Annotated in this window: 28 protein-coding genes; 3 read left to right on the top strand and 25 right to left on the bottom strand. The window is 65.2% G+C overall.

Features of this window, described 5'->3' with window-relative positions; genetic code table 11:
* Positions 1-76: 76 nt before the first annotated feature.
* The 3 genes from rplT to infC are packed head-to-tail and all read right to left on the bottom strand — an operon-like array spanning position 77 to position 1,267.
* Complete coding sequence (gene rplT, locus IWX78_RS14150) at positions 77-469, bottom strand: 50S ribosomal protein L20 (RefSeq protein ID WP_121673378.1); 393 nt, start codon at positions 467-469, stop codon at positions 77-79.
* 26 nt (positions 470-495) lie between these two features.
* Complete coding sequence (gene rpmI, locus IWX78_RS14145) at positions 496-690, bottom strand: 50S ribosomal protein L35 (RefSeq protein ID WP_196834244.1); 195 nt, start codon at positions 688-690, stop codon at positions 496-498.
* Positions 683-1,267 carry a translation initiation factor IF-3 gene (gene infC, locus IWX78_RS14140; protein WP_196834308.1) on the bottom strand — a complete coding sequence of 195 codons (585 nt, stop codon included), beginning with the start codon at positions 1,265-1,267 and terminating at the stop codon, positions 683-685. The genes rpmI and infC overlap by 8 nt, the downstream gene beginning before the upstream one ends.
* A gap of 268 nt (positions 1,268-1,535) precedes the next feature.
* On the opposite strand from infC, the gene IWX78_RS14135 reads away from it, so the two are divergent.
* Complete coding sequence (locus IWX78_RS14135; RefSeq protein WP_196834242.1) at positions 1,536-1,901, top strand: DUF1844 domain-containing protein; 366 nt, start codon at positions 1,536-1,538, stop codon at positions 1,899-1,901.
* A gap of 123 nt (positions 1,902-2,024) precedes the next feature.
* On the opposite strand, the gene IWX78_RS14130 is transcribed toward IWX78_RS14135, so the two are convergent.
* From IWX78_RS14130 to IWX78_RS14090, 9 genes are all read right to left on the bottom strand, one after another.
* The gene (locus IWX78_RS14130) at positions 2,025-3,683 is read right to left on the bottom strand and encodes a DUF5671 domain-containing protein (protein WP_334684750.1); all 1,659 of its coding nucleotides are present in this window, start codon (positions 3,681-3,683) and stop codon (positions 2,025-2,027) included.
* Entirely contained in the window at positions 3,680-4,138 is a 459-nt protein-coding gene (locus IWX78_RS14125) for a hypothetical protein (protein WP_196834240.1), read from the bottom strand. Before IWX78_RS14125 ends, IWX78_RS14130 begins: the two co-directional genes overlap by 4 nt.
* Positions 4,139-4,265: 127 nt before the next feature.
* Positions 4,266-4,772, bottom strand: a complete 507-nt coding sequence (locus tag IWX78_RS14120; protein WP_196834238.1) for an SRPBCC family protein — start codon at positions 4,770-4,772, stop codon at positions 4,266-4,268.
* 71 nt (positions 4,773-4,843) lie between these two features.
* Entirely contained in the window at positions 4,844-5,611 is a 768-nt protein-coding gene (locus IWX78_RS14115; protein WP_196834236.1) for an SseB family protein, read from the bottom strand.
* Positions 5,595-6,341, bottom strand: coding sequence for a bifunctional 1-(5-phosphoribosyl)-5-((5-phosphoribosylamino)methylideneamino)imidazole-4-carboxamide isomerase/phosphoribosylanthranilate isomerase PriA (priA, locus tag IWX78_RS14110; protein WP_196834234.1), 747 nt, complete (start codon positions 6,339-6,341; stop codon positions 5,595-5,597). Before priA ends, IWX78_RS14115 begins: the two co-directional genes overlap by 17 nt.
* Positions 6,342-6,387: 46 nt before the next feature.
* Positions 6,388-7,038 carry an imidazole glycerol phosphate synthase subunit HisH gene (gene hisH, locus IWX78_RS14105; protein ID WP_196834232.1) on the bottom strand — a complete coding sequence of 217 codons (651 nt, stop codon included), beginning with the start codon at positions 7,036-7,038 and terminating at the stop codon, positions 6,388-6,390.
* The gene (gene hisB, locus IWX78_RS14100) at positions 7,035-7,643 is read right to left on the bottom strand and encodes an imidazoleglycerol-phosphate dehydratase HisB (RefSeq protein ID WP_196834230.1); all 609 of its coding nucleotides are present in this window, start codon (positions 7,641-7,643) and stop codon (positions 7,035-7,037) included. The genes hisH and hisB overlap by 4 nt, the downstream gene beginning before the upstream one ends.
* Positions 7,640-8,722 carry a histidinol-phosphate transaminase gene (locus tag IWX78_RS14095; protein WP_196834228.1) on the bottom strand — a complete coding sequence of 361 codons (1,083 nt, stop codon included), beginning with the start codon at positions 8,720-8,722 and terminating at the stop codon, positions 7,640-7,642. Before IWX78_RS14095 ends, hisB begins: the two co-directional genes overlap by 4 nt.
* 125 nt (positions 8,723-8,847) lie before the next feature.
* Positions 8,848-9,285: a LysM peptidoglycan-binding domain-containing protein gene (locus IWX78_RS14090; RefSeq protein ID WP_196834226.1), complete on the bottom strand. Its 438-nt coding sequence runs from the start codon at positions 9,283-9,285 to the stop codon at positions 8,848-8,850.
* A 276-nt stretch (positions 9,286-9,561) separates the two neighbouring features.
* Between IWX78_RS14090 and lexA the strand changes: the two genes are divergently transcribed.
* Complete coding sequence (gene lexA, locus IWX78_RS14085; protein WP_196834224.1) at positions 9,562-10,290, top strand: transcriptional repressor LexA; 729 nt, start codon at positions 9,562-9,564, stop codon at positions 10,288-10,290.
* A gap of 57 nt (positions 10,291-10,347) precedes the next feature.
* Here the strand turns inward: lexA and hflX are convergent, their stop codons facing one another.
* The gene (gene hflX, locus IWX78_RS14080) at positions 10,348-11,874 is read right to left on the bottom strand and encodes a GTPase HflX (protein ID WP_196834222.1); all 1,527 of its coding nucleotides are present in this window, start codon (positions 11,872-11,874) and stop codon (positions 10,348-10,350) included.
* 42 nt (positions 11,875-11,916) lie between these two features.
* On the opposite strand from hflX, the gene IWX78_RS14075 reads away from it, so the two are divergent.
* Positions 11,917-12,534, top strand: a complete 618-nt coding sequence (locus IWX78_RS14075; protein ID WP_196834220.1) for a class I SAM-dependent methyltransferase — start codon at positions 11,917-11,919, stop codon at positions 12,532-12,534.
* 2 nt (positions 12,535-12,536) lie between these two features.
* On the opposite strand, the gene dapF is transcribed toward IWX78_RS14075, so the two are convergent.
* The 12 genes from dapF to IWX78_RS14015 all read right to left on the bottom strand — a co-directional run bounded on the left by dapF (position 12,537) and on the right by IWX78_RS14015 (position 25,553).
* A complete protein-coding gene (gene dapF, locus IWX78_RS14070) occupies positions 12,537-13,418 on the bottom strand; it encodes a diaminopimelate epimerase (protein ID WP_196834218.1) in 882 nt (293 codons plus the stop codon).
* A 9-nt stretch (positions 13,419-13,427) separates the two neighbouring features.
* Positions 13,428-14,351, bottom strand: a complete 924-nt coding sequence (gene miaA, locus IWX78_RS14065; protein WP_334684753.1) for a tRNA (adenosine(37)-N6)-dimethylallyltransferase MiaA — start codon at positions 14,349-14,351, stop codon at positions 13,428-13,430.
* Between the two features lie 20 nt (positions 14,352-14,371).
* A complete protein-coding gene (gene miaB / locus IWX78_RS14060) occupies positions 14,372-15,985 on the bottom strand; it encodes a tRNA (N6-isopentenyl adenosine(37)-C2)-methylthiotransferase MiaB (RefSeq protein WP_196834216.1) in 1,614 nt (537 codons plus the stop codon).
* 94 nt (positions 15,986-16,079) lie between these two features.
* Positions 16,080-16,745, bottom strand: a complete 666-nt coding sequence (locus IWX78_RS14055; protein ID WP_196834214.1) for a regulatory protein RecX — start codon at positions 16,743-16,745, stop codon at positions 16,080-16,082.
* A gap of 15 nt (positions 16,746-16,760) precedes the next feature.
* Positions 16,761-17,834 (bottom strand): recombinase RecA, encoded by a 1,074-nt coding sequence (recA, locus tag IWX78_RS14050; protein ID WP_196834212.1) that lies wholly within the window; start codon positions 17,832-17,834, stop codon positions 16,761-16,763.
* 638 nt (positions 17,835-18,472) lie between these two features.
* A complete protein-coding gene (locus IWX78_RS14045; RefSeq protein ID WP_196834210.1) occupies positions 18,473-18,697 on the bottom strand; it encodes a DUF3046 domain-containing protein in 225 nt (74 codons plus the stop codon).
* Positions 18,698-18,781: 84 nt separating this feature from the next.
* Positions 18,782-19,090, bottom strand: a complete 309-nt coding sequence (locus IWX78_RS14040; RefSeq protein WP_196834208.1) for a helix-turn-helix domain-containing protein — start codon at positions 19,088-19,090, stop codon at positions 18,782-18,784.
* Between the two features lie 178 nt (positions 19,091-19,268).
* Positions 19,269-19,790, bottom strand: coding sequence for a CinA family protein (locus IWX78_RS14035; protein ID WP_196834206.1), 522 nt, complete (start codon positions 19,788-19,790; stop codon positions 19,269-19,271).
* Positions 19,787-20,374 (bottom strand): CDP-diacylglycerol--glycerol-3-phosphate 3-phosphatidyltransferase, encoded by a 588-nt coding sequence (pgsA, locus tag IWX78_RS14030; protein WP_196834204.1) that lies wholly within the window; start codon positions 20,372-20,374, stop codon positions 19,787-19,789. The genes IWX78_RS14035 and pgsA overlap by 4 nt, the downstream gene beginning before the upstream one ends.
* A gap of 4 nt (positions 20,375-20,378) precedes the next feature.
* A complete protein-coding gene (locus tag IWX78_RS14025) occupies positions 20,379-23,204 on the bottom strand; it encodes an FtsK/SpoIIIE family DNA translocase (RefSeq protein WP_196834202.1) in 2,826 nt (941 codons plus the stop codon).
* Positions 23,205-23,279: 75 nt separating this feature from the next.
* Positions 23,280-23,771 carry a GNAT family N-acetyltransferase gene (locus tag IWX78_RS14020; protein ID WP_196834200.1) on the bottom strand — a complete coding sequence of 164 codons (492 nt, stop codon included), beginning with the start codon at positions 23,769-23,771 and terminating at the stop codon, positions 23,280-23,282.
* Positions 23,772-23,876: 105 nt separating this feature from the next.
* Entirely contained in the window at positions 23,877-25,553 is a 1,677-nt protein-coding gene (locus tag IWX78_RS14015; RefSeq protein WP_196834198.1) for a ribonuclease J, read from the bottom strand.
* Between the last annotated feature and the right edge of the window lie 18 nt (positions 25,554-25,571).

Raw genomic sequence — 25,571 nt, 5'->3', positions numbered from 1 at the left:
CCCGGAGGCCCGCCGCCAGGCAACAGAAAAGGGCGCCCAGCCGAGGCGGGGCGCCCTTCTCGCAAGAGGCAGTGGACTACGCTGCAGCGTCAGCCTTCGGAGCCGACGTGTCGGCGGGGAGAGCCTTCTTGGCGCTCTCGACGAGGGCGGCGAAGGTCGCGGGCTCGTGAACGGCGAGTTCAGCGAGGATGCGACGGTCGACCTCGATGCCGGCAAGGCCGAGACCCTGGATGAGGCGGTTGTACGTAAGGCCGTTGGCACGCGATGCCGCGTTGATCCGCTGGATCCAGAGGCGACGGAAGTCACCCTTCTTCTGGCGGCGGTCACGGTACGCGTAAACCATGGAGTGGGTGACCTGCTCCTTGGCCTTGCGGTACAGGCGTGAACGCTGACCGCGGTAACCCTCGGCGCGCTCAAGGATCTTACGACGCTTCTTGTGAGCGTTTACCGCCCTTTTTACTCTTGCCATTTGTCTATATTCCTAACGGGTCTGGTCTAGCGACCGAGAAGCTTCTTGATGTTCTTGGTGTCGGCCTTCGAAACAAGCTGGTCGGTGTTCAGGCGACGCTTGCGCTGGCCGGACTTCACCTCGAGGTTGTGACGCATGCCCGACTGCTGCTTCTTGATCTTGCCGGAACCGGTGAGCTTGAAGCGCTTCTTGGCCCCAGAGTGGGTCTTCTGCTTAGGCATTGTTTTCCTCCTGCTTCGCTGCCTTAGTGGCAGCACGATGTGCGTTGGCCTCGGCTTTGGCCTCTGACTTGTTCTTCAGAGGCCCGATCACCATGACCATGTTTCGACCGTCGATGGTCGGAGAGGACTCAACAGTGCCCAACTCCGCCACATCTTCGGCAAATTTTTGGAGCAAGCGCACACCCTGGTCGGGGCGGGACTGCTCACGGCCGCGGAACAGGATCATTGCCTTGACCTTGTCGCCTGCCTTGAGGAAGCCCTCGGCGCGCTTGCGCTTTGTCTCGTAGTCGTGCGTGTCGATCTTGAGACGGAAACGGACCTCTTTGAGGATCGTGTTCGCCTGGTTGCGCCTGGCCTCCTTGGCCTTCTGCGCAGCCTCGTACTTGAACTTGCCGTAATCCATGATCTTTGCGACCGGTGGCTTGGAGTTCGGAGCGACCTCGACGAGATCGAGGTCGGCATCCTGCGCCAGGCTCAACGCCACCTCAATTTTGACGACGCCGACCTGTTCTCCGGCGGGACCGACGAGGCGGACCTCGGGGACGCGGATACGGTCGTTTGTACGGGGATCGCTAATGCGTAACTCCTCTAACTCAAATCTCGTTTACCACCGATGACGACGGATGCCGTCATCGGGCGAGAGAGGAGAAATCACACACGCAGCCACGACGGTCGAAACCATCACAGCGGCTCGTACCCTGACTACCTCAGCGTGGAGACCACGCGTCTGGCGGAGCACAACAACCCGGTAACCTTAGTGAAGCGGTCAAGCGCGGGTGGGAAAAATCCTCTTTCGTACCGGAACATTGTCCCGGAGCCGTCTTAGAGTCTAGCAGAGGTTGGCATTGAGCACTAACGAATCCCCTTACGACAACGTCGAAGACGCGGCAGCGGATGCCACGCGCGACATCGCCGACGTCGGAGCCGTCGAGGTGATCACCACCACTGCCGTCCACCTCATGAGCGCAGCCGCCGTCAAATGTGGTCTCGCAGACGACCCTGACAGCCAGATCGACCTCGACGAAGCACGCAAACTCATCAATGCCCTCGCCGGACTCATCACCGCAGGAGCACCCGAGATCAGTGACATGCACGCCCGGAGCCTCCGTGACGGGCTGAGGTCCCTGCAGCTGGCGTTCCGCGAGGCATCCGTCATCCCGGATGCGATCGGTAAAGGGCCGGGCGAAAAATGGACGGGGCCAGTCAACTAGCACTTTCACCGCTCCGCGGCGTGTGCGGCGTCCCCGCCCGTGGACGCCCGTCCACGCCCTGGGCCTAATATGCGGTCGCCCCGCCTCGCTCGGTTCAGCTGACGAGCGGCTGGGAGGCTGCGGTCAGTCGGCCAGCGGGATCACGTCGAGGCGGTCGCCCGGGCCGAGGACGACCAGGACCCGGTTGCCCGACACTCCCTCGAGTGCCCGCGCGAGAACGTCGGGATCCGGGGCCGACTCGACCGATGTCCCCTGCGTCCCCTGCGTCGCCCGACGCCACACCGTGACTGCCGCACCGGATGTTGATTCGATCGCCTCCGCGAGCGGCGCGGGGTCTGCGGCCGTGACGAGAATCACGTCGCCGATCGTCCGCGGGCGAACGGTCGGCGCTGACGCGATCGCGTCGGCCCGATCATGCCTCCAGACCGTGAAGTGATAGCCGGCGACCAGCACTGTTGCCGTCAGCAGGCCCAGTGGAGCACGGATCTGGTCCACGAGGTCGGATCCTCCATCGAGAAAGACCTCGAACAGCCGGAATCCGATCACAAGCAGGGTGATGAGCGCAACGACGGCGCTGAGACCGAAGACGGCGATCAGGTAGATGCGCCGACCGGTCGACGACTCAGCGGCATCCGCCGGAGAAAGCGGACGCCAGGTCAGCCACCAGACCGGTCCACCCACGAGAAGAACACTCAGGCCACCCAGCAACAGGGTGCGCGTGTCGCCTCCGGCGAGTGGTTCGACGAGGATGCCGAGAGCCGAGTTCACGATGACCCCGATCCCCGACGCGGCCGCGACGAGAGCAACTCCACTCGTTGCCAGGACGCCGGCCTGTCTGGTGGACGGGCTTCTGAGATCGGCGACTCCGCGGTGATAGACCCAGACGATGGCACCGATCGCAGCTGCGGCGATCGCCAGCGGGAGCGGAGCCAGCAGTTCACGGATGGGATCAGCCGAATCGAACAGCAACCGGAGGGCCACGAAGAGGGCGGTTGCGATTCCGCCGAGGGTGATGAGGGTGCCTCCAAGGATTCCGAGTGCGACGAGGGCCACGTTGGACAAACCGGTGACGGTGGCGCCCGCGCGCTCCATGAACCAGTGCCACACCCAGACGGCGCCTCCGCCGATCGCCCACACCAGGGACCCAAGCGGACCTTCCCACCACGGTCCACCGATCGTGGACGCCGCCGTGAACCCGCTGATGGCTGCGTCGAAGAGACCGGAAAGTGCGCCGAGCGTGCCGCTGACCCCGACGATGAGTCCGAATGCCGCGCCGAGGACCGACGGAACCGTGGCGAGACGGATCGAACCCCTGAACGGATGTCTCCACATCCAGCGGTGCCAGACCCAGACGGCAGCCCAGACGATCCCGGTTGAGAAACTCGATGCTTCCCAGTCGCCCCCGACGAGCGCGGCGGCGGTGCCCAGGAGCGCCGTGGTGAATGCAATCAGGGAAACGATCAGCACGGCCGCGAGGTACAGTCCCCATGCGACGGCTCCGCGTTCACCGGGTTCGGCCGCGCGTCTCCAGACGAACCACCACAGCGCCGCGGCGATCGGACCGCCGACAAGGGTGAACGCCAGAGCCTGGGCGACCGTCGACGTCTCGGTCCCGACGATGGTGGTGCCGCTCTCGAGGAGAAGCGCGACCAGCGACTGGATCCCGGTGGCCGTGATGACGACGAGGGTGAAGAGCAACGTGAAGACGATAACGCGACGCACGGTCTGCCCTGCCGTCGACGCCGGTCGCTGTTCGCGGTAGGTGGCCGGTGACGTGGTCACTCGACGACCCCGTCCATCTGGCACACGGCCAGCTCCCACGGGGCGGTCTCCACCCGCCAGCCCTCCCCCGCCTTCACCAGGCGGAAGCTCTCCTCATAGCTGTATTCCGAACCGAACGGGCCCCCGCCGCCTGTCGTGATGAGAACATCGACATCGGCCGAATCGTCACGCAGACTCGTCGATACCAGCGTCATCCGGATGTCGTCTGACGCGAAGTTCTCGACCGTGCCGCATTCGTCCTGCACGTCGTCCGCCAGGTACTCGATCGCGGCGTCCTCATCGCCGTCGAGAACGGCGGCGGAGTAACGCTGGACCACGCCTTCGGGAGTGGACTCGTCGAGGAGCGCCGGCTCGCCGCGGGTGAAAACCGCGACGAAAGCGATGATCACCAGTACGGCGAGCACGCTCAGGAGCACGAGAAGGGTCCGCCGCGCCGGGGGTTGAGCCGTGGTCATGTGGTCAGTATGGCGCAATCGGTCGAGCCCGTACATATTGCGCCACCCGCGATTCCGGCCGCGCAGTTCGTGTGGTGCGTGTACACGCGTTGGAGCTCTGTCCTCGAACTGCTGGCTGGCGTCGCTGCTATTCCTGCGCGCGGCGGATCTCCCCGAGAAAGTAGTCGGCTTGTGCCGGGTAGTAGTCGGCGAAGTCCGGAAGCGGCGTCCCTGCCCTGACCGCGACCAGGTTGTCGAGGTAATACTCCCAGCCGGGTCCCGAATACTCGGCGAGTGCCGGGTCGTCGAGGTGGTGAATGAAGGTGAGCCGTGTGCCGCCGTCGCCCTCGTCGAGCCGTGCTCCCAGAGCCCAGTCTCCTGACTCATTAAGGACGGTCACTGCGATCCGTTTCGGCGCGTCGCAGTGATCGATGCGGACTGAGCTCCAGGCGTCGCCCTCCTCGAACGCCATCTGCAGTTCGATCGTCTCCCCGACGCGCGGCTCACCCCGCCACGGCCCCAGCCAGGCGGCTGTTCGGCTCGGGTCGGTGAGACTCGCCCACAGGTCGGCGGCCGGTGTCTCGAAGGTACGGGTGAGGATGAGGTCGAATGTTCCCGCGTCGACCGCCGTCACATGTCCTGTGGCTTCTGGCATCGTGATCCCTTCCGGATTCCACTATGCACCCGAGGCATGCGACGGCACCACCGACGGGGTCAAACCGGCTGTCAACTCGACGCCGCGAGGGTCACACGGAGGGAGTCGACCCGCGTGGCAATCGTGTCGTCGGCTGCCCACCGCTGCGCAAGCCGATTCAGGGTCGCGTCGAGCTCAGCGCGGGTCAGACCATCGATGAGTTCGAGGCGAACCACCACCTCGGGCCCACTGAGCCTGGCAGACCGATCTCCGGCGTCGAGCCGGACATCGAGGACGGCGAGTTCCGTCCTCACGCTCGTCAGAAACGCGCCCAGAACGTCGGGGTCGAGGTATCCGGGCTGCCAGGGCTGTGACTGCGCGACCGCCCACAGCGCCGGTCGGCGGAGCGCGAACTCGGTCTCGCTCGTCGGGTCGAGGACGACCAGGTCGGTCTGCTCACTGGCAGCTGCGAGTGCCACCCTGACCCCGTCGGCCGGAACCGGTCGAGCGATCGGGTTCCAGACGGACATGGCCATGACGGAGGAAAACACGGGGAGAACGTTCCTCCCATCGGGGCCAGCGACGGTGACGATCGAGAGTTCCTGCGTTTTGTCGACGATCTGACCGTTCGGGCCCACTCCCACGTCGCCGGCGTGCGCCACGAGCGGGATGAGCAGGCGGGCTGTGCGGAACGCATCCACAACCTCCGACTCGCCGGTGCTACCGCTGCGGAATCGCGTGAGCGCATCGATCAGGTGCGGCGGAGCCGATCCGTCGTCCGAGGAAAAAGCGTTGTCGTCGAACGATCGGCCTTCCCACGGCTGACCTGCGGAGTCCGCGGAATTAGTCGGATGCGACATCCAGCGCCTCAGCCAGCGTGAACGCGCCGGCGTAGAGAGCCTTTCCGACGATCGCGCCCTCGAGCCCGAGTGGAACGAGAGAGCGCAGAGCGACGAGGTCGTGGAGGCTCGATACTCCGCCCGAAGCGATGACCGGGCGGTTGGTGCGCTCCATCACCTGCCGGAGGAGGTCCAGATTGGGACCCTGCAGTGTGCCGTCCTTGGTGACGTCGGTGAGCACGTACCGGGCGCACCCGGCCTGTTCGAGGCGGTCGATGACAGTCCAGAGGTCACCGCCGTCCCTGGTCCAGCCGCGAGCGGCGAGAGTCGTTCCGCGCACGTCGAGGCCGACAGCGACAGCCTCGCCGTATTGCCCGATGACGTTCGCCGCCCACTCCGGGTTTTCGAGGGCAGCCGTGCCGAGGTTGATGCGCTTCGCACCCGTCGCGAGTGCCGCTTCCAGGGACGCGTCATCACGGATGCCTCCCGACAGTTCGACGTTCACCCCACGCACCTGCTTGATCACTTTGCGGATGACACCGGAGTTGTTCCCCCGGCCGAATGCCGCGTCAAGGTCGACGAGGTGGATCCACTCGGCGCCCTGGCTCGCCCAGTCGGCGGCCGCGTCGACGGGGTCGCCGTAGTTCGTCTCGGTTCCGGCTTCGCCCTGGGTCAGCCGCACGGCCTTCCCGTCGGCGACATCGACGGCCGGAAGCAGGACGAGCTTCGGGGTCGTGTTGAACTCACTCATGAATAGTCCTTGGTTGATCGGGTGCGGAAAAACGAATGCCGCAGTGTCAGTCGGTGGAAAGGCTCTCGGTCCAGTTCGACAGCAGACGGATGCCGGCCTCCCCTGACTTCTCGGGGTGGAACTGGGTGGCGGAGAGAGGACCGTTCTCGACGGCAGCAACGAAACGGGCTCCGTGTTCCGACCAGGTCACCTGCGGCTGAGGGAACGGAGGCATCACGTCGAGGGTCCAGTGCTGGGCTGCGAACGAGTGAACGAAGTAGAAGCGTTCGTCGTGCAGACCGCGGAACAGCACCGAGTCCGTTGGAGCATCGATGGTGTTCCAGCCCATGTGCGGGAGAACGGGCGAATCGAGCTCGGTGACAGCGCCAGGCCATTCGCCGAGGCCTTCGGTGTCGACGCCGCGTTCGACCCCGTGCTCGAAGAGGATCTGCATGCCGACGCATATCCCGAGAACCTTGCGGCCGCCGGCCAGCCTCCGGTCGATCACTTCGGCGCTGCGCGAGTTCACGAGTTGCTGCATCACGGCGCTGAACGCACCGACGCCGGGCACCACAAGACCGTCTGCCTCGAATGCACGCGTGTGGTCGCCGGTAAGTTCCACCGAGGCGCCTGCCGCTTCCAGAGCCTTCACTGCGGAGTGCACGTTGCCGCTGCCGTAGTCGAGGACGACGACAGTTGGTCGGGAATCGGCGCTCACAGAGCGCCCTTCGTCGACGGGATGCCCGACACGAGCGGGTCGAGCGCCTTCGCCTGGCGGAACGCTCGGGCGAACGCCTTGAACTCTGCTTCAGCAATGTGGTGCGGGTCACGTCCGCCAAGAACGGTGACGTGAACGGTGAGAGCAGCGTTGAAGGTGATTGCCTCGAATACGTGGCGGATCATCGATCCGGTGAAGTGCCCACCGATGAGGTGGTATTCGAAACCGGTCGGCTCGCCCGAGTGCACGAGGAACGGCCGACCGGAGATGTCGACGACGGCCTGCACCAGTGCCTCGTCGAGAGGAACAAGCGCGTCACCGAAGCGGGAGATCCCGGACTTGTCGCCGAGCGCCTGCTTGATCGCCTGGCCGAGCGCGATGCCGATGTCTTCGACGGTGTGGTGCACGTCGATCTCGATGTCGCCCTTCGCCCGGACGGTGAGGTCGGTCAGGGAGTGCTTGGCGAATGCCGTCAGGAGGTGGTCGTAGAACGGAACCGACGTCTCGATGTCGCTGACACCGGTGCCGTCGAGGTTGATCGACAGGTCGATGCTCGACTCACTCGTCTCGCGCTGGATGCGGGCGGTCCGTTGCTCGGTACTCATGGTTTCGAGCCTATCGCGGCCATGGCATCGAGGAATGCGGTGGTCTCAGCCTCGGTGCCGGCCGTCACTCGCAATTGTCCGGGGAGCCCGATGTCTCGGATGAGAATCCCTCTCTCCAGCAATGCTTCGAAGAGCGAGTGGGGATCGTCAACGCCCCCGAAGAGCACGAAGTTGCTGTGGCTCCGGTATGCGTGGAACCCGAGCCCGGTGAGCCCGGTCGCGATCCGGTCGCGCTGCTCGCGGATGTCATCGACCATCGCGAGCATCTCCTCGCTGTGCGACAGCGCAGCAACAGCTGCCGCTTGAGTGAGCGCAGACAGGTGGTAGGGCAGGCGGACGAGACGGAGAGCATCCGTCACCGCGGGATCTGCAGCGAGGTAGCCGACACGAATACCGGCGAAAGCGAACGCTTTGCTCATGGTGCGGGAGACGAGCAGTCGGTCCCGCCCCGGCAGCAGGGTCAGGGCACTCGGGATGTCGTGGGGTGCGAACTCGACATATGCCTCGTCGACGACGACGATTCCATCGGTGGCGTCGTAGACCGCCTCGATGGTTTCCAGCGACAGCGGGGTTCCCGTCGGATTGTTCGGTGAGCACAGGAAGACGATGTCTGGCTTGGCATCGCCGACGGCGGCTGCTGCTGTCGCCGGGGTGAGTTCGTACTCGGGATCGCGATCGGCGGCGAGCCAAGCCGTCCCCGTCCCTGACGCCAGCAGGGCATACATCGAATAGGTGGGCGCAAAGCCGAGAACGGAACGCCCGGGGCCGCCGAACGCTTGAAGCACCTGCTGGAGAACCTCGTTGGACCCGTTGGCCGCCCAGATATTCTCGCGGCTCAGCCCGTGGCCGAGGTAGGCGGCCAGGCTGTCGCGCAGCGCGGTGAACTCCCGGTCCGGGTACCGGTTCGCTCCGAGTACGGCGGATGCCAGCGATGTGACGATGTCGCGAGCAACCGCTTCAGGGATGGGATGCGTGTTCTCGTTGACGTTGAGCGCCACGGGCACGCGCTTCTGGGGTGCGCCGTATGGGGTTTTTCCGCGGAGGTCGTCGCGGATGGGCAGGGACTCGAGTGAACTCACTCGCCAAGTTTACCGGCGATTCCCGACCGTCCTCCCAGTGTTGCAGGCAGTCACGGTGAGGACCGTGTGACCGGCGGCTCCGTGGCCCGAGTGCCTGGTGGGCCGGGGGCTCAGCGCCCGGTCTCTCAGCTGCCGACGTACTGGGACGGAATGGCGATCCGCTGCCCAGGGGACACCGTGGAGCTGTCGAGCTGGTTCAACCGCATGAGATCGGCGATGACGTCGCGAGGATCGGACTCGGGGGCGATGCTGGCGGCCAGCTGCCACAGGGACTGACCGGCTTCGATCGTCGCATACTCGAAGACCACACTGCTGGAACTCGAGGTCGCAACGGCGGGCATCGCGCTGACGCCGAACCAGGCCGCGACCGCGAGAAGCGGTGCGGCTGCGAGCGTCGTGAACACGATACGCCCGCGACGAGTGAGCCGCAGGCGGCCTGAGCTCTTCGCGGCCGGAGCCTCCGACGAGGCCTCAACGGCAGGCCGAGGCGATGCGGGTCGGTGTGCCGGTGTGGCCGCGTGTGAGAACGTCGGGCGGATCGGGGTGACGACTGCTGTGCTCATGGTGTGCCTCCTGCTGCTGATTCTGCGATGTGCTGGGCTTCGGAGTATTCGTATCCGGCCCTCGGCCGGGAGAGCCGGATACGAAGCTATGTTCCGAATATATATTCGATTGTTCGAACATTCAAGTTTATATTCGGACTTTTCGAAGTTTTCTCTCCGACACACTCGAACAAATGTTTGTTCAAGCCCCTGTCGACGGTTAGAGTTTCGCTACTGGTCGACACTCAATCAGCGACCACTGACATTGGCCGGCCCCGCCCGCCAGACGGGAGTGACATGACGCTCAGCAACAGGGATGCAGCGGGTACGGTCGGCGCGGGAGCCCGACCGAAACGGGTGCTCGCCGACAAGCCGACCACCCGTCGGCGTAAGAGCCTGAGCGAGAAGCAGCTCGCCATCCTCGACGTCATCCAGCGATCAGTCACGACCAGGGGCTACCCGCCGAGCATGCGCGAGATCGGCGACGCGGTCGGCCTGGCGTCGCTGTCCAGCGTCACTCACCAGTTGAATCAGCTCGAACTGAGCGGCTACCTCCGCCGTGACCCGAATCGCCCGCGCGCGCTCGAGATCCTCATCGACCTGCCCTCCCCCTCATCAGAAGTCGACTTCGAGAACACGACTCCGGTCGGTGACGCCGCAATGGTGCCACTCGTCGGGCGGATCGCCGCCGGCGTGCCGATCACCGCAGACCAGCAGGTCGAAGAAGTCTTCCCGCTCCCCCGCCAACTGGTCGGCAAGGGCGATCTGTTCATGCTCAAGGTGCAGGGTGAGTCGATGATCGATGCCGCCATCTGCGACGGCGACTGGGTTGTCGTGCGACAGCAGCAGACCGCCGAGAACGGTGACATCGTCGCGGCCATGCTCGACGGCGAAGCCACCGTGAAGGTGTTCCGTCAGCGCGACGGTCACACCTGGCTTCTCCCCCGCAACTCGAGCTTCGAACCCATCCTCGGCGACGAGGCCGACGTGCTCGGCAAGATCGTCGCGGTCCTGCGAGCCGTCTGAGCCGTCTGCGGTCCTGACGGGCGAGGTGGCGTCGACCGTCGGACCCGAGGCGCTCGTCTAGACGGGTCGGGCGAACTCCGCCACCTGTGCGGCGAGCTCCTCGGAGGCGAGGGCACGCACGTGAGTACCCTCCTCGAGGTAGTCGAGGTGTTCGACCTGGCCGCGCCGGTGGAGCATCGAGATCACGTCTCCACGGTCGTACGGAACGAGCAGGTCGAGCTGTACCGTCGGGCTCGGCAACAGGTCGGAGAGCGCGGCGAGGATTTCGTCGATTCCCTCTCCGGTGCGGGCAGACGCGAAGATCGCCCGCGGTTCCAGGCCACGGAGCAGAAGACGGTCATCCTCATCGACGAGGTCGCTCTTGTTGAACACGACCAATTCGGGAATGTCACGCGCACCGACATCGCCGATGACATTGCGAACGGTCATCAGCTGGGCAGCGGGGTCGGGATGAGATCCGTCGACGACGTGGACGATGACATCCGCTTCCGCAACCTCTTCGAGAGTGGATCGAAACGCCTCGACCAGCTGATGCGGCAGATTGCGGACGAACCCCACCGTGTCTGAAATCGTGTACAACCGACCGTCGTCTGTCTGCGTGCGCCTCACCGTGGCATCCAGCGTCGCGAACAGGGCGTTCTCGACGAGCACACCCGCCTTCGTGATCCGGTTGAGCAGACTGGACTTGCCGGCGTTCGTGTAGCCGGCGATCGCCACGGACGGCACGTCGAACCGGTGACGGTTGGCGCGTTTGGCTTCGCGAGCGGGAGTGAAACCCTTGATCTGCTTGCGGAGCTTCGACATACGGGTGTGAATTCGCCGTCGATCGAGTTCGATCTTCGTCTCACCCGGACCACGGGAACCCATCCCGGCTCCGGTGCCGCCGACCTGGCCACCGGCCTGCCGTGACATCGATTCGCCCCAGCCGCGGAGGCGGGGAAGCAGATATTCGAGCTGTGCGAGTTCGACCTGCGCCTTGCCCTCCCGGCTCTTGGCGTGCTGGCTGAAGATGTCGAGGATCACCGCCGTTCGGTCGATCACCTTGACCTTGACGACATCCTCCAGCGCACGGCGCTGCGACGGTGCCAGTTCGGTATCGGCGATGACGGTGTCGGCACCGAGCGAGGCAACGATCCCCCGCAACTCTTCGGCCTTGCCCTTGCCGAGGTAGGTGCTGGGGTCGGGATTCGGGCGGCGCTGAAGCATGCCGTCGAGAACGACGGCTCCCGCGGTCTCGGCCAGAGCGGCGAGTTCGCGGATGGAATTCTCGGCGTCCTGCAGCGAACCTTGCGAATAGATGCCGATGAGCACCACGTTCTCGATCCGCAGTTGCCGGTACTCGACCTCGGTGACGTCTTCAAGTTCGGTCGAGAGACCGCCGACACGGCGCAGGGCCTGCCGGTCTTCACGATCGAACTGGTCGCCGTCGTGGCCGGAGTCCCGATCGGAGTCTGAGCCGAGGGCATCAGCCTGCCCGGCGCCGAACAGGGAGTACCCTGACGCTCGCGATTCGGCATTCTTCAGAACGCGGGTAACGGCGTCGTCGCCTTCGGTACGGTCGGGGGTGTCGCTGGGAGTGGTCATCAGAGTTAACCCTAACGCGTGCGGTCGAGTAACGTTCCGAGTATGGCCAGCAGCGAACACTATTTCACGGGTGTGCCCGAAACCGAGCTCAAACTGCGGAACGTGACCGTGCACCTCGCCGGTGAAGACCGAGAGCTGACGACGGCGAACGGAATTTTCAGCCCCGCTCGCATTGACCCGGGAACAAGCATCCTGCTCGCTGAGGCTCCTCAACCGCCGGCGACCGGGAATATCCTCGATCTCGGTTGCGGCTGGGGCCCGATCGCCTTCACCATCGCCTACGCCTCGCCGGACGCCACGGTGTGGGCCGTCGACGTCAACGAGCGGTCACTCGATCTCGTCCGGCTCAACGCCGAGAAGCTCGGGCTCACGAATGTCCGCCCCGCTCTCCCTGACGACGTGCCGACAGACATCGCGTTCGATGCCCTCTGGTCGAACCCACCCATCCGCATCGGCAAACAGGCCCTCCACGAGATGCTGGAGTACTGGCTCCCCCGGCTCGCCCCGGGTTCGGATGCCTGGCTCGTCGTCCAGAAGAACCTGGGAGCGGACAGTCTGCATCGCTGGCTGCAGGACCGCCTCGTAGACGACTTCGATGTGACCCGCGAGGCACTCAGCAAGGGGTACCGCATCCTGCGCGCTGCACGTTCCACCGACTGAGGTCAGCCGAGTTCGAGCGTGCCCGTGTAGACAAGCTCAGCGGGACCGCTGAGGCCGACGTGCTCGCCGTCCTGGGTGGCGAACATCCGCACGCCGAGTGTGCCGCCTGGCACGTCTACGCGCCACTGGTGCGGTGCGGACGGGCCGGCCCAGTGCCGAGTGGCCAGTGCAGCGGCCGCGACTCCGGTGCCACAGGACAGGGTCTCGCCGCTGCCACGCTCGTGCACCCGCATGCTGATCCGGCCGACGCCGTCGGTGATCAGAGGATCGTGAGGCACGACGAACTCGACGTTCGCGCCCTCGATGGGATCCGGTTCGATCCGGGGCACGTAGCTCAAGTCGGCAGCGGCGAGCTCCGTCTCGTCTGCGAGCGCGACGACGACGTGAGGGTTGCCGACGTTGATACCGAGGCCAGGGCGGGCGACCTTGAGTTCCCTGGCGCGGACAAGCGGCTCTCCGCCGTCGAGCGTCCATCTGCCGAGGTCGACCTGGAAACCGTTCGTCGACCGCTGCACGTCGCGCACTCCGGCGCGGGTGCCGATCGCGAGCGTGTCTCCGGATTCGAGCTGAGCGAGACCCTGGTCGAGCAGGTACCGCACGAACACCCGGATGCCGTTCCCGCACATCTCCGCAAGCGAGCCGTCGGCGTTGTGATAGTCCATGAACCACTCGGCGTTCTCGTCCTCAGCGAGGGCGGCAGCCCCTGCATCGAGATTGCGGGAACGAACCGCTCGGATGATTCCGTCTGCTCCCACGCCGAAGTGACGGTCGCAGATCGCCGTGATCTGCTGCACTGTGAGCGGGGACGTTCCGTCGGGGTCCGCATACAGGACGAAGTCGTTACCGGTGCCGTGACCCTTGGTGAACGGGAGCGTGAGTGCCATGGCCCCAGTCTAGGGTTTGGGTCCGGTCGCCTGAACGAAAGCGAGTCCCTCGTCAGCGAGGCCGGGTGCGTCGTAGTCGAGCCAGCGAATGTCGGCGTAGCGCTTGAACCAGCTCACCTGCCGGCGTGCGTAGCGGCGGGTCAGCTGCTGGGTCTCACCGATCGCCTCGGCCTCGGTGGCCGTCCCCGCGAGATGTGCGAGCGCCTGGGCGTAACCGATCGCACGGGATGCTGTGATGCCGCGCTCGAGCCCGAGTGGCACGAGGGACCTCACCTCGTCGACCAGACCGTCGGCCCACATGCGCTCGACTCGCGCGTCGAGCCGGCGGACGAGTTCATCACGGGGGGCGCGGAGCCCGACGATTCGCGCCGGGCGCCAGTAGACAGGCTGGTCAGGGAGCATCCCTGCAACCGGCGATCCGGTGATCTCCGCAACCTCGAGAGCCCGGACGATGCGCCGTGCATTCTGGGAGCCGATCCGTTCGGCAACTCCCTGATCGAGTGCCGCCAGACGTCGGTAGAGCATGCCCGGTCCCTCGGCGGCGAGTTCCGTCTCCAGCCTCGCCCGGATGACGGGATCCGACGCTGGGAACTGGAAGTCGTACAGCACACTCGACACGTAAAGACCGGACCCCCCGACGAGGATCGCCGTCGCCCCACGCGCGATGATGGCGTCGACGGCTGCGCGCGCGTCGTCCTGATACCGCGCAACCGTCGATTCGGTGGTCACATCCAGAACGTCGAGAAGGTGATGAGGGATGCCTCGACGCTCGGCGACGGAGAGTTTGGCCGTGCCGATGTCCATCCCGCGGTACAGCTGCATGGCGTCGGCGTTGACGATCTCGGCGGGGCGACCCCGGCCGGCCAGGCGTTCGGCCAGGTCGAGCGACAGGTCGGACTTGCCCGTCCCGGTCGGTCCGATCACCGCGATCAGGGCGGGAGGCGTTGCCTCGTTCAGCGCTGGCCGTCCATCTGGTCGTAGATCGGTGTCATGGCGCCAGGGACGGCAGCGGGCGTCGCAGGCGGACCGACGCGCAGCGACGGAAGGCCGAGCGAGACCCGGCCGGGCGCCGACGATGTCGGGCTCGAGGAGGGGACGCCGCACGATTCGGCCTGAGCGCGGTCCCACGCGTCTCCGGCGCTCGTGCGCCGCACCTGGAGGGGGAGCCCGTCAGCGGAGTCGGCGATGAGATAGAACGGTGCCGCCTGACTGACCGTGGCTGTGACCACATCGCCCGGGCGTGGAGTGTCGGAACCGGAGGGCACGTCGAAGTGCACCAGTCGCGAATCTTCGGCGCGGCCGGACATCCGGTGGGTGCTCGAATCCTTTTTGCCCTCGCCCACAGCGACGAGCAACCGGACCTCACGCCCAATCACCTTCTGGTTCTCCTCGAGGCTGATGCGATCCTGCAACGCCGTGAGCCGCTCGTAACGTTCCTGGACGACGGCCTTCGGGATCTGGTTCTCCATCGTCGCAGCAGGGGTCCCAGGCCGGATCGAGTACTGGAAGGTGAATGCCGTCGCGAACCGTGCCGCCTCCACGACCCGCAGGGTTTCCTCAAAATCGTCTTCCGTTTCTCCGGGGAAGCCGACGATGATGTCTGTCGAGATCGCGGCGTGAGGCATCCGTTCGTGCACCCGGTCGAGGATTCCGAGGAACTTCTCGCTGCGGTACGACCGGCGCATGGCCTTGAGGATGCGGTCTGACCCGGATTGCAGCGGCATGTGAAGCTGCGGCATCACGCTCGGAGTCTCGGCCATCGCGTCGATGACGTCGTCGGTGAAGGCGGCCGGGTGTGGGCTGGTGAATCGGATGCGTTCGAGCCCGGGGATGGCTCCCGCAGCGCGAAGCAGTTTGCTGAAGGCCTGCCGGTCGCCGAACTCGACACCGTAGGAGTTGACGTTCTGGCCGAGGAGCGTGACCTCGAGAGCACCATCGTCGACGAGCGACTGGATCTCGGCGAGGATCTCGCCCGGGCGCCTGTCTTTCTCCTTGCCGCGCAGGGCGGGCACGATGCAGAACGTGCAGGTGTTGTTGCAGCCGACGGAGATCGAGACCCAGCCGCTGTAAGTGGACTCGCGCTTGGTCGGGAGCGTTGACGGGAAGGTCTCGAGAGATTCGAGGATCTCGATCTGAGCCTCGTCGTTGTGTCTGGCGCGTTCGAGCAGACTCGGCAGTGCGCCCATGTTGTGCGTGCCGAATACGACATCGACCCAGGGAGCCTTCTCGAGGATGACGTTCTTGTCCTTCTGCGCAAGGCAGCCACCGACGGCGATTTGCATGCCCGCGTGGCGTCTCTTCACGGAGGCGAGGTATCCGAGGTTGCCGTAGAGCTTGTTGTCGGCGTTCTCGCGGACAGCGCAGGTATTGATAACCACGACGTCGGGTTCTACCCCGACCGCTTTCACGTATCCAGCGGCATCGAGGGAGCCGCCGAGTCGCTCGGAGTCGTGCACATTCATCTGGCAACCGTAGGTGCGGACCTCGTAGGTTCGTGCCTGCCCGGCTGCGTCGACGGCCGCCAGGGACGGGGTGATGACTGTGGGCGTTTCCTGCAGCGTGCTCATGATCGCTCCAGTCTACGTTCGGTACCGTTCACCGCGCGCAGCGTTCGCACTGTGACGAACACCTCGCGCGAGCGACAAGACGGTCGACTCTGAACTAACGGAACCGCACGTTCGATGTTGAGGATGCCGATCGGCCCGTCAGAAGCGGAGCGATCGCCTCGCGCACGATGTTGCCGGGGTACCCGCGTCTGGCCAGGAAACCGACGAGTCGACGTTCGAGCGTCTGCTTGTCGAGTCCCGTCAGCTGCGACGCTCGTTTGGCGGCGAGTTCGGTCGCCGCGCTCAACTCGTCGCCCTGGTCGATGTCGTCGAGGATCTCGTCGATGATCTCGCGGTCGATCGATCGCCCGGACATCGCGCGGGCAACAACGGCCCTGCTCTGCCCCTTGCGCTCGTGGAGGGCATGCTTGAGCTGTTCGGCGAGAACCCGGTCGTCGACGTAGCCGAGATCGCGGAGCCGGTCGAGGACCGAATTCGCCTGGAAAGCCGTGAGGCCCTCGTCTATTCCGAAGGCGAGCACCTCGGCCTCACTGAGTGCCCGGCGCGCTAACTTGCGGATCAACGCCGTCTCGACGTCGTCGGGTTCTGGCCCGCCATCTTCGGTTGTCTCGTCTTCTGCGCGAACGCCAGGCAGATAGGTCACGGTCGCGACCGATTCTGCGATCGACTCGTCGGGTTCAGCCGCGTCTGCTCCATCACTGCCTCCGAACCGACCGACAGTAACTGAATCGTTCTCGTGCGGATCGATGAATCTGACCACGACCGTGACCCCCGCCTACGCGCCGCGCCTGGCGGCGAGCTGGTCGGCCTTGCCCGTCGCTGCAGGATCTGCTGCCGCTTCGACGGCGACCGCCCCGCCGACTCCGAGCTTCACCTTGATCTTGTGCTCGATCTCGTCGGCGACGTCGGGGTTGGTGAGAAGGAAGTTGCGCGCATTTTCCTTGCCCTGGCCCAGCTGTTCGCCGTCATAGGTGTACCACGAGCCCGACTTCTTCACGATCAGGTGCTCGACACCGAAGTCGATGAGGCTGCCTTCACGCGAGATGCCGGTGCCGTAGAGAATGTCGAACTCGGCCTGCTTGAACGGCGGAGCCATCTTGTTCTTGACGACCTTGACGCGCGTGCGGTTACCGACGGCATCCGTACCGTCTTTGAGCGTTTCGATGCGGCGGATGTCGAGGCGCACTGACGCGTAGAACTTGAGCGCCTTACCGCCGGCAGTGGTCTCGGGCGAGCCGAAGAACACGCCGATCTTCTCGCGCAACTGGTTGATGAAGATCATGGTGGTGTTGGTCTGGCTCAGACCACCCGTGAGCTTGCGGAGGGCCTGCGACATCAGCCGGGCCTGGAGGCCGACGTGGGAGTCACCCATCTCGCCCTCGATCTCGGCGCGGGGCACGAGCGCGGCGACCGAGTCGATGACGATCAGATCGATGGAACCCGAGCGCACGAGCATGTCAGCGATCTCGAGCGCCTGCTCACCAGTGTCTGGCTGAGACACCAGCAGCGCGTCGATGTCGACGCCGAGCTTCTTGGCGTACTCGGGGTCGAGTGCGTGCTCTGCGTCGATGAACGCGGCGATTCCGCCCGCTTTCTGGGCGTTCGCGATGGCGTGGAGGGTGAGTGTGGTCTTACCGGACGACTCAGGGCCGTAGATCTCGACGATCCGGCCGCGGGGAAGACCGCCGACGCCGAGCGCGACGTCGAGCGCGATCGAGCCGGTGGGGATGATGGCGACAGGGGCACGCTCATCGCTGCCGAGGCGCATGACGGAACCTTTGCCGAACTGGCGGTCGATCTGGGCGAGAGCCGTCTCGAGTGACTTCTCGCGGTCTGCTGGTGATGGCATGTCGTGCCTCTTTCTCTGTCGATATCGGTGCGCCTGTAGGCTGTCGCGCTCCGATGGATTCGGCGCTGCGACAAGGCTGGGAGCGTCTGTCGGTGACGATGTCGACTGTATTGTGCACCTCCGACACTGGCGTCGGAGGGAGGAAATCAGTGGACGGATCGACCCCGAAGAGCTCTTGTGATGGAGCCTATCCCAACCCGAACAGATGTTCGAGAAACCTTCCGCGGCGTGTCGAAGTTCCATTCGGACACGAGCGCTCTGCAACCCTGGGCGCGACCACCAGCACCTCCCCGGTTCAGGCCTCAACCCTCAGTCCTCAGTCCTCAGTCCTCAGTCCTGAGTCCTGAGTCCTGAGTCCTGAGTCCTGAGTCCTGAGTCCTGAGTCCTGAGTACTCAAATTCAGGAGATCTTCCCGACACGCCGCACCCGGAGCATCCGTTCACGGCGTGTCGCAAGGATCTCCTGAATTTGGAGTCGTCAGCGACGGATGCCTCGGGTCAGGCCCGGAGGGTCGGGCACCGCAGCGTCGGCACGCAGCGTCGGCACGCAGCGGCGGCACGCAGCGGCGGCACGCAGCGGCGGCACGCAGCGGCGGCACGCAGCGGCGGCACCCAGCGGCGGGAGAAGGCTGCCTCGGGTCAGGCCCGGGGCGGCGGCACGCCGGCGCCGTGGCGCCGCTCGACCGGAACGTCGGTCTCGCGGCAGATCGCCAGCCACACATCGCGGGGTGACCGGCCTGCAGCAAGAGCTTCATTCGCGGTGCGGCCATCGAGTTCGCGGAGCACGAGGTCGCTCGCCAGGACGCGGCCGTACGGACCACCGAACTCGGTGGTCATGGCCGTTCTGAACTCGCTGAGTTTCACACTCTCAAGCGTAACCGTCGCCAGACACAGGAAAACCCCGGAGCGCGTGTGCACTCCGGGGTTCTCGTCTGTGGACGATGCCTGTCAACGGGTGACGAGGTCGGCATCCAGTTCAGCGACGAATTCGTCTGGGACGGTGTCGGGGATCGGCTCGATACCTTCGAGAACCGCGAGACGGTCACCGACCTCGCGCATGATCACCGAGATCGGTGTCTCGAGGGCGTCTGCGACCGAAGCGAGAATTTCGCTCGAGGCCTCTTTCTGCCCGCGTTCGACTTCGCTGAGGTAGCCGAGGGCTACGCTCGCTTTGCTGGCAACCTGGCGAAGAGTCCGCCCTTTTTGCAGCCGGAAGTCACGAAGCACGTCGCCGATTTCTTGACGAACAAGTATCATTTGACTCCTCCTTCTCTGCCGGTCAGCCTCACCGTCGGTAAGTCTGTGGATGGCTAGATTACTACACGCATCCATACAGAAACCTTAGTGTTTCTGACTGATCTTTTCTTGTGAGTTCGTCAGTTGTAACCGGAGCGCAACACGCGATATTCCGCCGGAAATCTTGCCGGGTCAACTCTCAGGAATCAGCGGTTCCCGCGCCGGTGATCGCGGTGAGGAAATCGATCGCCGCCGCGACCGCGTCACGGCGGATCATGTCGCGATCCCCGCTCAGGGTGAGGCCGATCGACCGGGACCCCGATGCGGTCGAGATGCCGAGGTACACCGTGCCTGGCTGGCGTCCGTCCTGCGGGTCCGGACCGGCGACCCCCGTGGTCGCCACCCCGATATCCGTTGGCCTGCCGTCGACGGTGAGGACCTTTCGAACGCCCGATGCCATCTGCTCGGCGACGAGGGGATGAACAGCACCATGCTCGGTCAACAGATCGGCGTCGACGCCGAGCACCGACCGTTTGATCGCGGTGGAGTACGCGACCACTCCCCCGGTGACGACAGCGGATGCTCCTGCCGGCCGGATCAGTTCGGCGGCCAGCAACCCTCCGGTAAGGGACTCGGCAACACCGATGGTGAGTCCGCGCGCGGTGAGATGACGGATCAGCGCGGCTGTGCGATCCGCCCGCCGTCCGCCTGCCGCGTTCATGGCCGTCGCGCTGCCCGTGCCGCGGTGAGGACGTAGTCGATCCCGCTCGCGACCGTGAGGGCGACGGCGGCTGTCATGAGGACGCCGTTGACCCAGAAGATCCACTCGCCGACGACGAGGTAGAGCGGGAGAAGAGCGATGGAAATCGCCACCGCTTGCGCCACGGTCTTCAGCTTGCCCATCCAGGCAGCGGCGACGACATGATCGGTGGCCACGATCATCCGGTGAACGGTGATGCCGATCTCGCGAACGAGAACGACGATGGTCACCCACCACGGCAGTTCACCGAGGATGGACAGGGCGACCAGGGCGCCTCCGGTGAGGATCTTGTCTGCGATCGGGTCGAGCAGCTTGCCCAGGTCGGTGACCAGGCCGTGCTTGCGGGCGATCGCACCGTCGATCCCGTCTGTGGCGATGGCGACGATGAAGAGCACGGCTGCCGCCCAGCGGAGCCAGCCGTCTGCACCGTCGTCGGCGAGCAGCATCCAGATGAAGAGAGGGGCGAGGAAAATCCGAACCACGGTGATCGCGTTCGGCACGTTGAGGTTTGCGGATCGAGACCGGTCGGCGTTCGGGAGGGTCATTGTCCTAGTCCTTGCCGGTGAGCTTCCAGGCATCCTCGTCAGATTCGCCTTCCACCTCATCGTAACCGTCGAACTGCGCCTCGACCTGGTCGCCCGCGTATCGCTCATCAGAGCCTGACGCAGCCGGCGCAGAGAACGACGGCCCGTCTTCACCCTTGAGCTTCGACAGCAGTCCGGGCAACTGCTCGGCGGTGACGAGCACGTCCCGAGCCTTCGATCCCTCGGATGGGCCGACGATCTCGCGCGACTCCATGAGGTCCATCAGGCGACCGGCCTTCGCGAAACCGACCCTGAGCTTGCGCTGCAGCATCGACGTCGAACCGAACTGGGTGCCGACGACAAGTTCCGTTGCCGCGAGCAGGAGGTCGAGGTCGTCGCCGATGTCTGCGTCGACTTCCTTCTTCTCGACGACCGCAGCGACGTCTTTCCGGTACTCGGGACGAGCCTGCTGCGTGACGTGCTTGACGACCTTCTCGATCTCGGCCTCGGAGACCCAGGCGCCCTGCACGCGAATGGCCTTGTTGGTACCCATCGGCAGGAACAGTCCGTCGCCCTGCCCGATGAGCTTGTCGGCGCCCGGCTGGTCGAGAATGACGCGGGAGTCGGTGACGCTCGTCACCGCGAACGCGAGGCGCGACGGCACGTTGGCCTTGATCAGACCTGTGACGACATCGACGGACGGCCGCTGCGTGGCGAGGATGAGGTGAATACCGGATGCCCGGGCAAGCTGCGTGATGCGCACGATCGAGTCTTCGACATCGCGGGGGGCGACCATCATGAGGTCGGCGAGCTCATCGACGACGACGAGCAGGTACGGGTATGGCTTGAGCACCCGTTCGCTGCCAGCGGGGAGGACGATCTCGTCGTTGACGACGGCCGTGTTGAAGTCGTCGATGTGACGGAACCCGAAGCTGGCGAGGTCGTCGTATCGCATGTCCATCTCTTTCACCACCCACTGCAGCGCTTCGGCCGCTTTCTTGGGGTTGGTGATGATGGGAGTGATCAGGTGCGGCACGCCGGCGTAGGAGGTCAGCTCGACCCGCTTCGGGTCGATGAGCACCATGCGGACATCACTCGGCTTCGCCCGCATGAGCAGGCTCGTGATCATCGAGTTGATGAAGCTCGACTTTCCGGAGCCGGTGGACCCGGCGACGAGAAGGTGAGGCATCTTGGCCAGGTTGGCGACGACGAACCCGCCGCCGACGTCCTTGCCGACACCGATGGTCATCGGGTGAACGCTCTTCGTCGCGTTGGCTGATCGCAGGACGTCGCCGAGGGTGACGATCTCGCGGTCGGTGTTCGGGATCTCGACACCGATCGCGCTCTTGCCGGGGATGGGGGCGAGGATACGCACTTCGTTGGATGCCACGGCGTACGCGATGTTGTTGGTCAGTGCGGTGATGCGCTCGACCTTGACGCCCGGACCGACCTCGATCTCGTACTGAGTGACAGTGGGGCCCCGCGAGAACCCGGTGACCTTGGCGTCGACCTTGAACTGGTCGAGCACGCTCGTCACGGCGGCGACCACGTCGTCGTTCGCAGCCGAGCGCGTCTTGGCTGGGTCTCCTGCACCGAGCGTCGATGCGGCAGGCAGACGGTACGGCGCCAGTGGCGCTGCCGGACGAGCCATTTTCTGCGGGCTGGTCTCGCCCATCAGACCGAGGCCCTCCATGCCTGGCAGCGCTTCGGTCTGGCCGTCGGGGCCGTCGTCGTGCAAGCCGGAGGTCGGTGCGCCTGACCCCTCGAATGTGCCCAGTGCGGCTTCAGCAGCCGACAGGTCGCCGATGACCTCGGTCATGGCCTCATCGTCGATCGGGTTGCCGAACATGTCGACGTCGTCACGCTCGAGCGCCGAGTCGAACTCGCCGTTCCCACGCCCGCCGCCGAGCAGTTCGGTGACGTCGTCGGATTCGAGTGCTGAATCGAATGCGGGGTCGACCTCACGCTGGCTCTTGTTCCGACGCCACCATGGGAGCGAGTCATCGCCCTCCTCGTCATGGCCGTCGATCCCGGAAAGCTCGACCTGCTTCGTCCGCTCGAGTTTCGCGGCCTCGCGCTCCTCGTCTGTTTTGACCTCGGTTCCGAAGGTCCAGGCGTAGAGCTGACCGAGCCGTGCCCCGACCTTGTTCGGTGGAGTCTTCGTGATGATGAAAAGGCTGAGAAGCAGGAGAAGTGACAGTACGATCCCTGCGCCGACCGGCGTGATCAGGGCGACGAGGGGGGCGCCGACGATCCAACCGACGAGTCCGCCCGCGACCGCGAGCGCCGGCATCCCGTCGCTCGGGTTGGGCTGGCCGCCGAACGCGTGGCCGAGGCCCGCCACGGCGACGAGGGCGATGATGAGGCCGATGCCGATGCGACCGTTGTCGTTCACGGAACTCGGGTGACGGAACAGCCAGATGGCGAGCAGAAGCATCACGACGGGAAGGGCGAACGCGAGGCGACCGAAGATGCCTCCGAACGTGAATGCGTTGAGGTTCTGGGCGACGGCGTCGTTCACGCCGAACCACTGCACGACCATGCCGACGATGGAGAGCAGAAGGATGAGGAAAGGAACGCCGTCTCGGCGTTCTTCCTTGGCGAAGCGCTCAGGCCCGAACGCGCGGGCCGTTCCGCCGGCGAGGTGGGCGAGTCCCATCCACATCTTGACGAACACGTTCTCGCTGGGTTCGGTCGGGTATGCGACAGTGGATGCCGTCGGCAGTTTGGTCGTTTTCGCCGTCGTCGTTTTCGCCGTCGTTGTCTTAGCCGGCGCCTTGCGGGCGGCGGATGCTCCTCCGCGCGCCGACGTGCTCCGACCGCGGCTGGACGATTTGCTAGTCGTGGCCATGTTTACACGGTACTTCGGTGATGGTCGTTTGCCCGGCATTGACGCGGAGCGTTGCCGGTGACCGACGACGTCGGCTCAGCGCAGGATGCGGACCATCGTGTCGGAGTTCTCGCCGGCAAGCACCGTGTGAAAACCCTCGCTGACGTAGAGGCGCTGGGCGTGGTTCGCCCGCTCGACGCTGAGGCTGATCCTGGTGTGCCCGCTCGCCCGAGCCTGGGCGACAACTGCACTGAGCAGGGCGCGGCCGATACCCTGGGCGCGCCAGACCGGCACGACCCCGAGTGTGAGCTCCGGCACCCCGGCAGCCACGAAGCCGTAGCCGGGGTCATGAGCAGGGAGAAGCCGGTACCAGCAGGCACCGATCGGCGTCCCTGTGGAGTCGACAGCGAGCATCCCCGCATCACCCGGGCGTTTCCAACCCGCGATGTACTTCGCGGTCTTCGGATCGGCGAGAACGTCGACCCGCGACCGGGATCGCGACGGCATCCATTCGGATGCTTCGACGAGCATGTCACCGAGGAAGCGGGCGTCGCTGCCCAGCGCTTCCCGGAGAGTGAACCGGGCCATGGACGGATGTTACGGCATCCGTGTTTCCGTCCGATTAACGACGGAACGCCCGGTTCGCCTGCCCGAGGAGCAGGCTGGGCGAACCGGGCGACGACAGAGGATCGACTAGGCCTCGATGACGAGGGGCACGATCATCGGCCGGCGACGGTACGACGTGTTGACCCAGCGCCCGACCGTGCGGCGGACGATCTGCGACAGCGCGTGCGGGTCGCGCACACCGTTGCGAGCGGCGTCTGCCAGTGCCTGCTCGATCTTCGGCTTGACGCCGTCGAACACCCTGTCGTCTTCGGCAAAACCCTTGGCGTGGATCTCGGGGCCGACGATGACCTTCCCGGTCTGCGCTTCCACGACGACGATGATGGAGATGAAACCCTCTTCGCCGAGGATGCGACGGTCCTTGAGGTCGGCGTCGGTGATCTCTCCGACGCTGGAACCGTCGACGTACACGAACCCGAGGTCGAGCTGGCCGACGACGCGGGCCTCGCCGTCCTTGAGGTCGATGACGGTGCCGTCTTCGGCGAGGATCGTGTTCTCCTCGGGAATGCCGGTGTCGATGGCGAGCTTCGCGTTGGCGACGAGGTGACGGTATTCACCGTGCACAGGGAGGACGTTCTTCGGCTTGATGATGTTGTAGCAGTAGAGCAGCTCGCCTGCGGCGGCGTGTCCAGAGACGTGCACCTTGGCGTTGCCCTTGTGCACGACGTTGGCGCCGAGCTTGGTGAGGCCGTCGATGACCCGGTAGATGGCGTTCTCGTTGCCGGGGATCTGGCTGGACGCCAGGATGACGGTGTCGCCGTCGCCGATCTCGATCGCGTGATCCATGTTGGCCATCCGGCTGAGCACAGCCATCGGTTCGCCCTGCGAGCCCGTTGACATGTAGACGATCTTGTCGTCCGGGATGTCCTTGGCCTTCTTGTAATCGATGAGCACGTTCTCGGGCACCTTGAGGTAGCCGAGGTCGGCGGCGATGGTCATGTTGCGCACCATCGAGCGGCCGAGGAGCGCGACGCGACGTCCATTGGCGTGGGCGGCATCGAGCACCTGCTGCACGCGGTGCACGTGGCTGGAGAAGCTCGCGACGATCACGCGGCGAGGGGCTTTGGAGATGACCTGCTCGAGCACGGGGCCGATGGAGCGCTCGAGCGGGGTGAAGCCGGGAACGTCGGCGTTGGTGGAGTCGACGAGGAAGAGGTCGACACCCTCCTGGCCGAGCCTCGCGAACTCACGGAGGTCGGTGAGCCGGCCGTCGAGCGGGAGCTGGTCCATCTTGAAGTCGCCCGTTGCGAGGACGGTGCCCGCCGACGTCTTGATGGCGACAGCGAGAGCATCCGGAATCGAGTGGTTCACGGCCACGAACTCGAGGTCGAATGGGCCGAGCTGCTCTTTCTGGCCCTCGGCGACGGTGAGGCTGTACGGCTGGATGCGGTGTTCCTTGAGCTTCGCTTCGACGAGCGCGAGGGTGAGACCTGATCCGATCAGCGGGATGTCCTTGCGGAGGCGGAGCAGGTACGGAACGGCTCCGATGTGGTCTTCGTGACCGTGCGTGAGCACCACTCCGACGACGTCATCGAGACGATCCTTGATCGGAGTGAAGTCAGGCAGGATCAGGTCGACCCCCGGCTGGTGCTCCTCAGGGAACAGCACACCACAGTCGACGATGAGGATCTTGCCGTCGATCTCGAACATGGTCATGTTCCGGCCGATTTCGCCGAGACCGCCGATGGGGATGACGCGGAGCGTTCCCTTTTTCAGGGCAGGCGGATTGTAAATAGTTGTGGGCATATGCCCTCCTTGGATGTG

It is taken from the genome of Mycetocola sp. CAN_C7, from assembly GCF_015752285.1.
Lineage (GTDB): Bacteria > Actinomycetota > Actinomycetes > Actinomycetales > Microbacteriaceae > Mycetocola_A.
The sequence above is the reverse complement of the archived record's forward strand: the minus strand, read 5'-3'. Positions and strand labels throughout refer to the sequence as shown.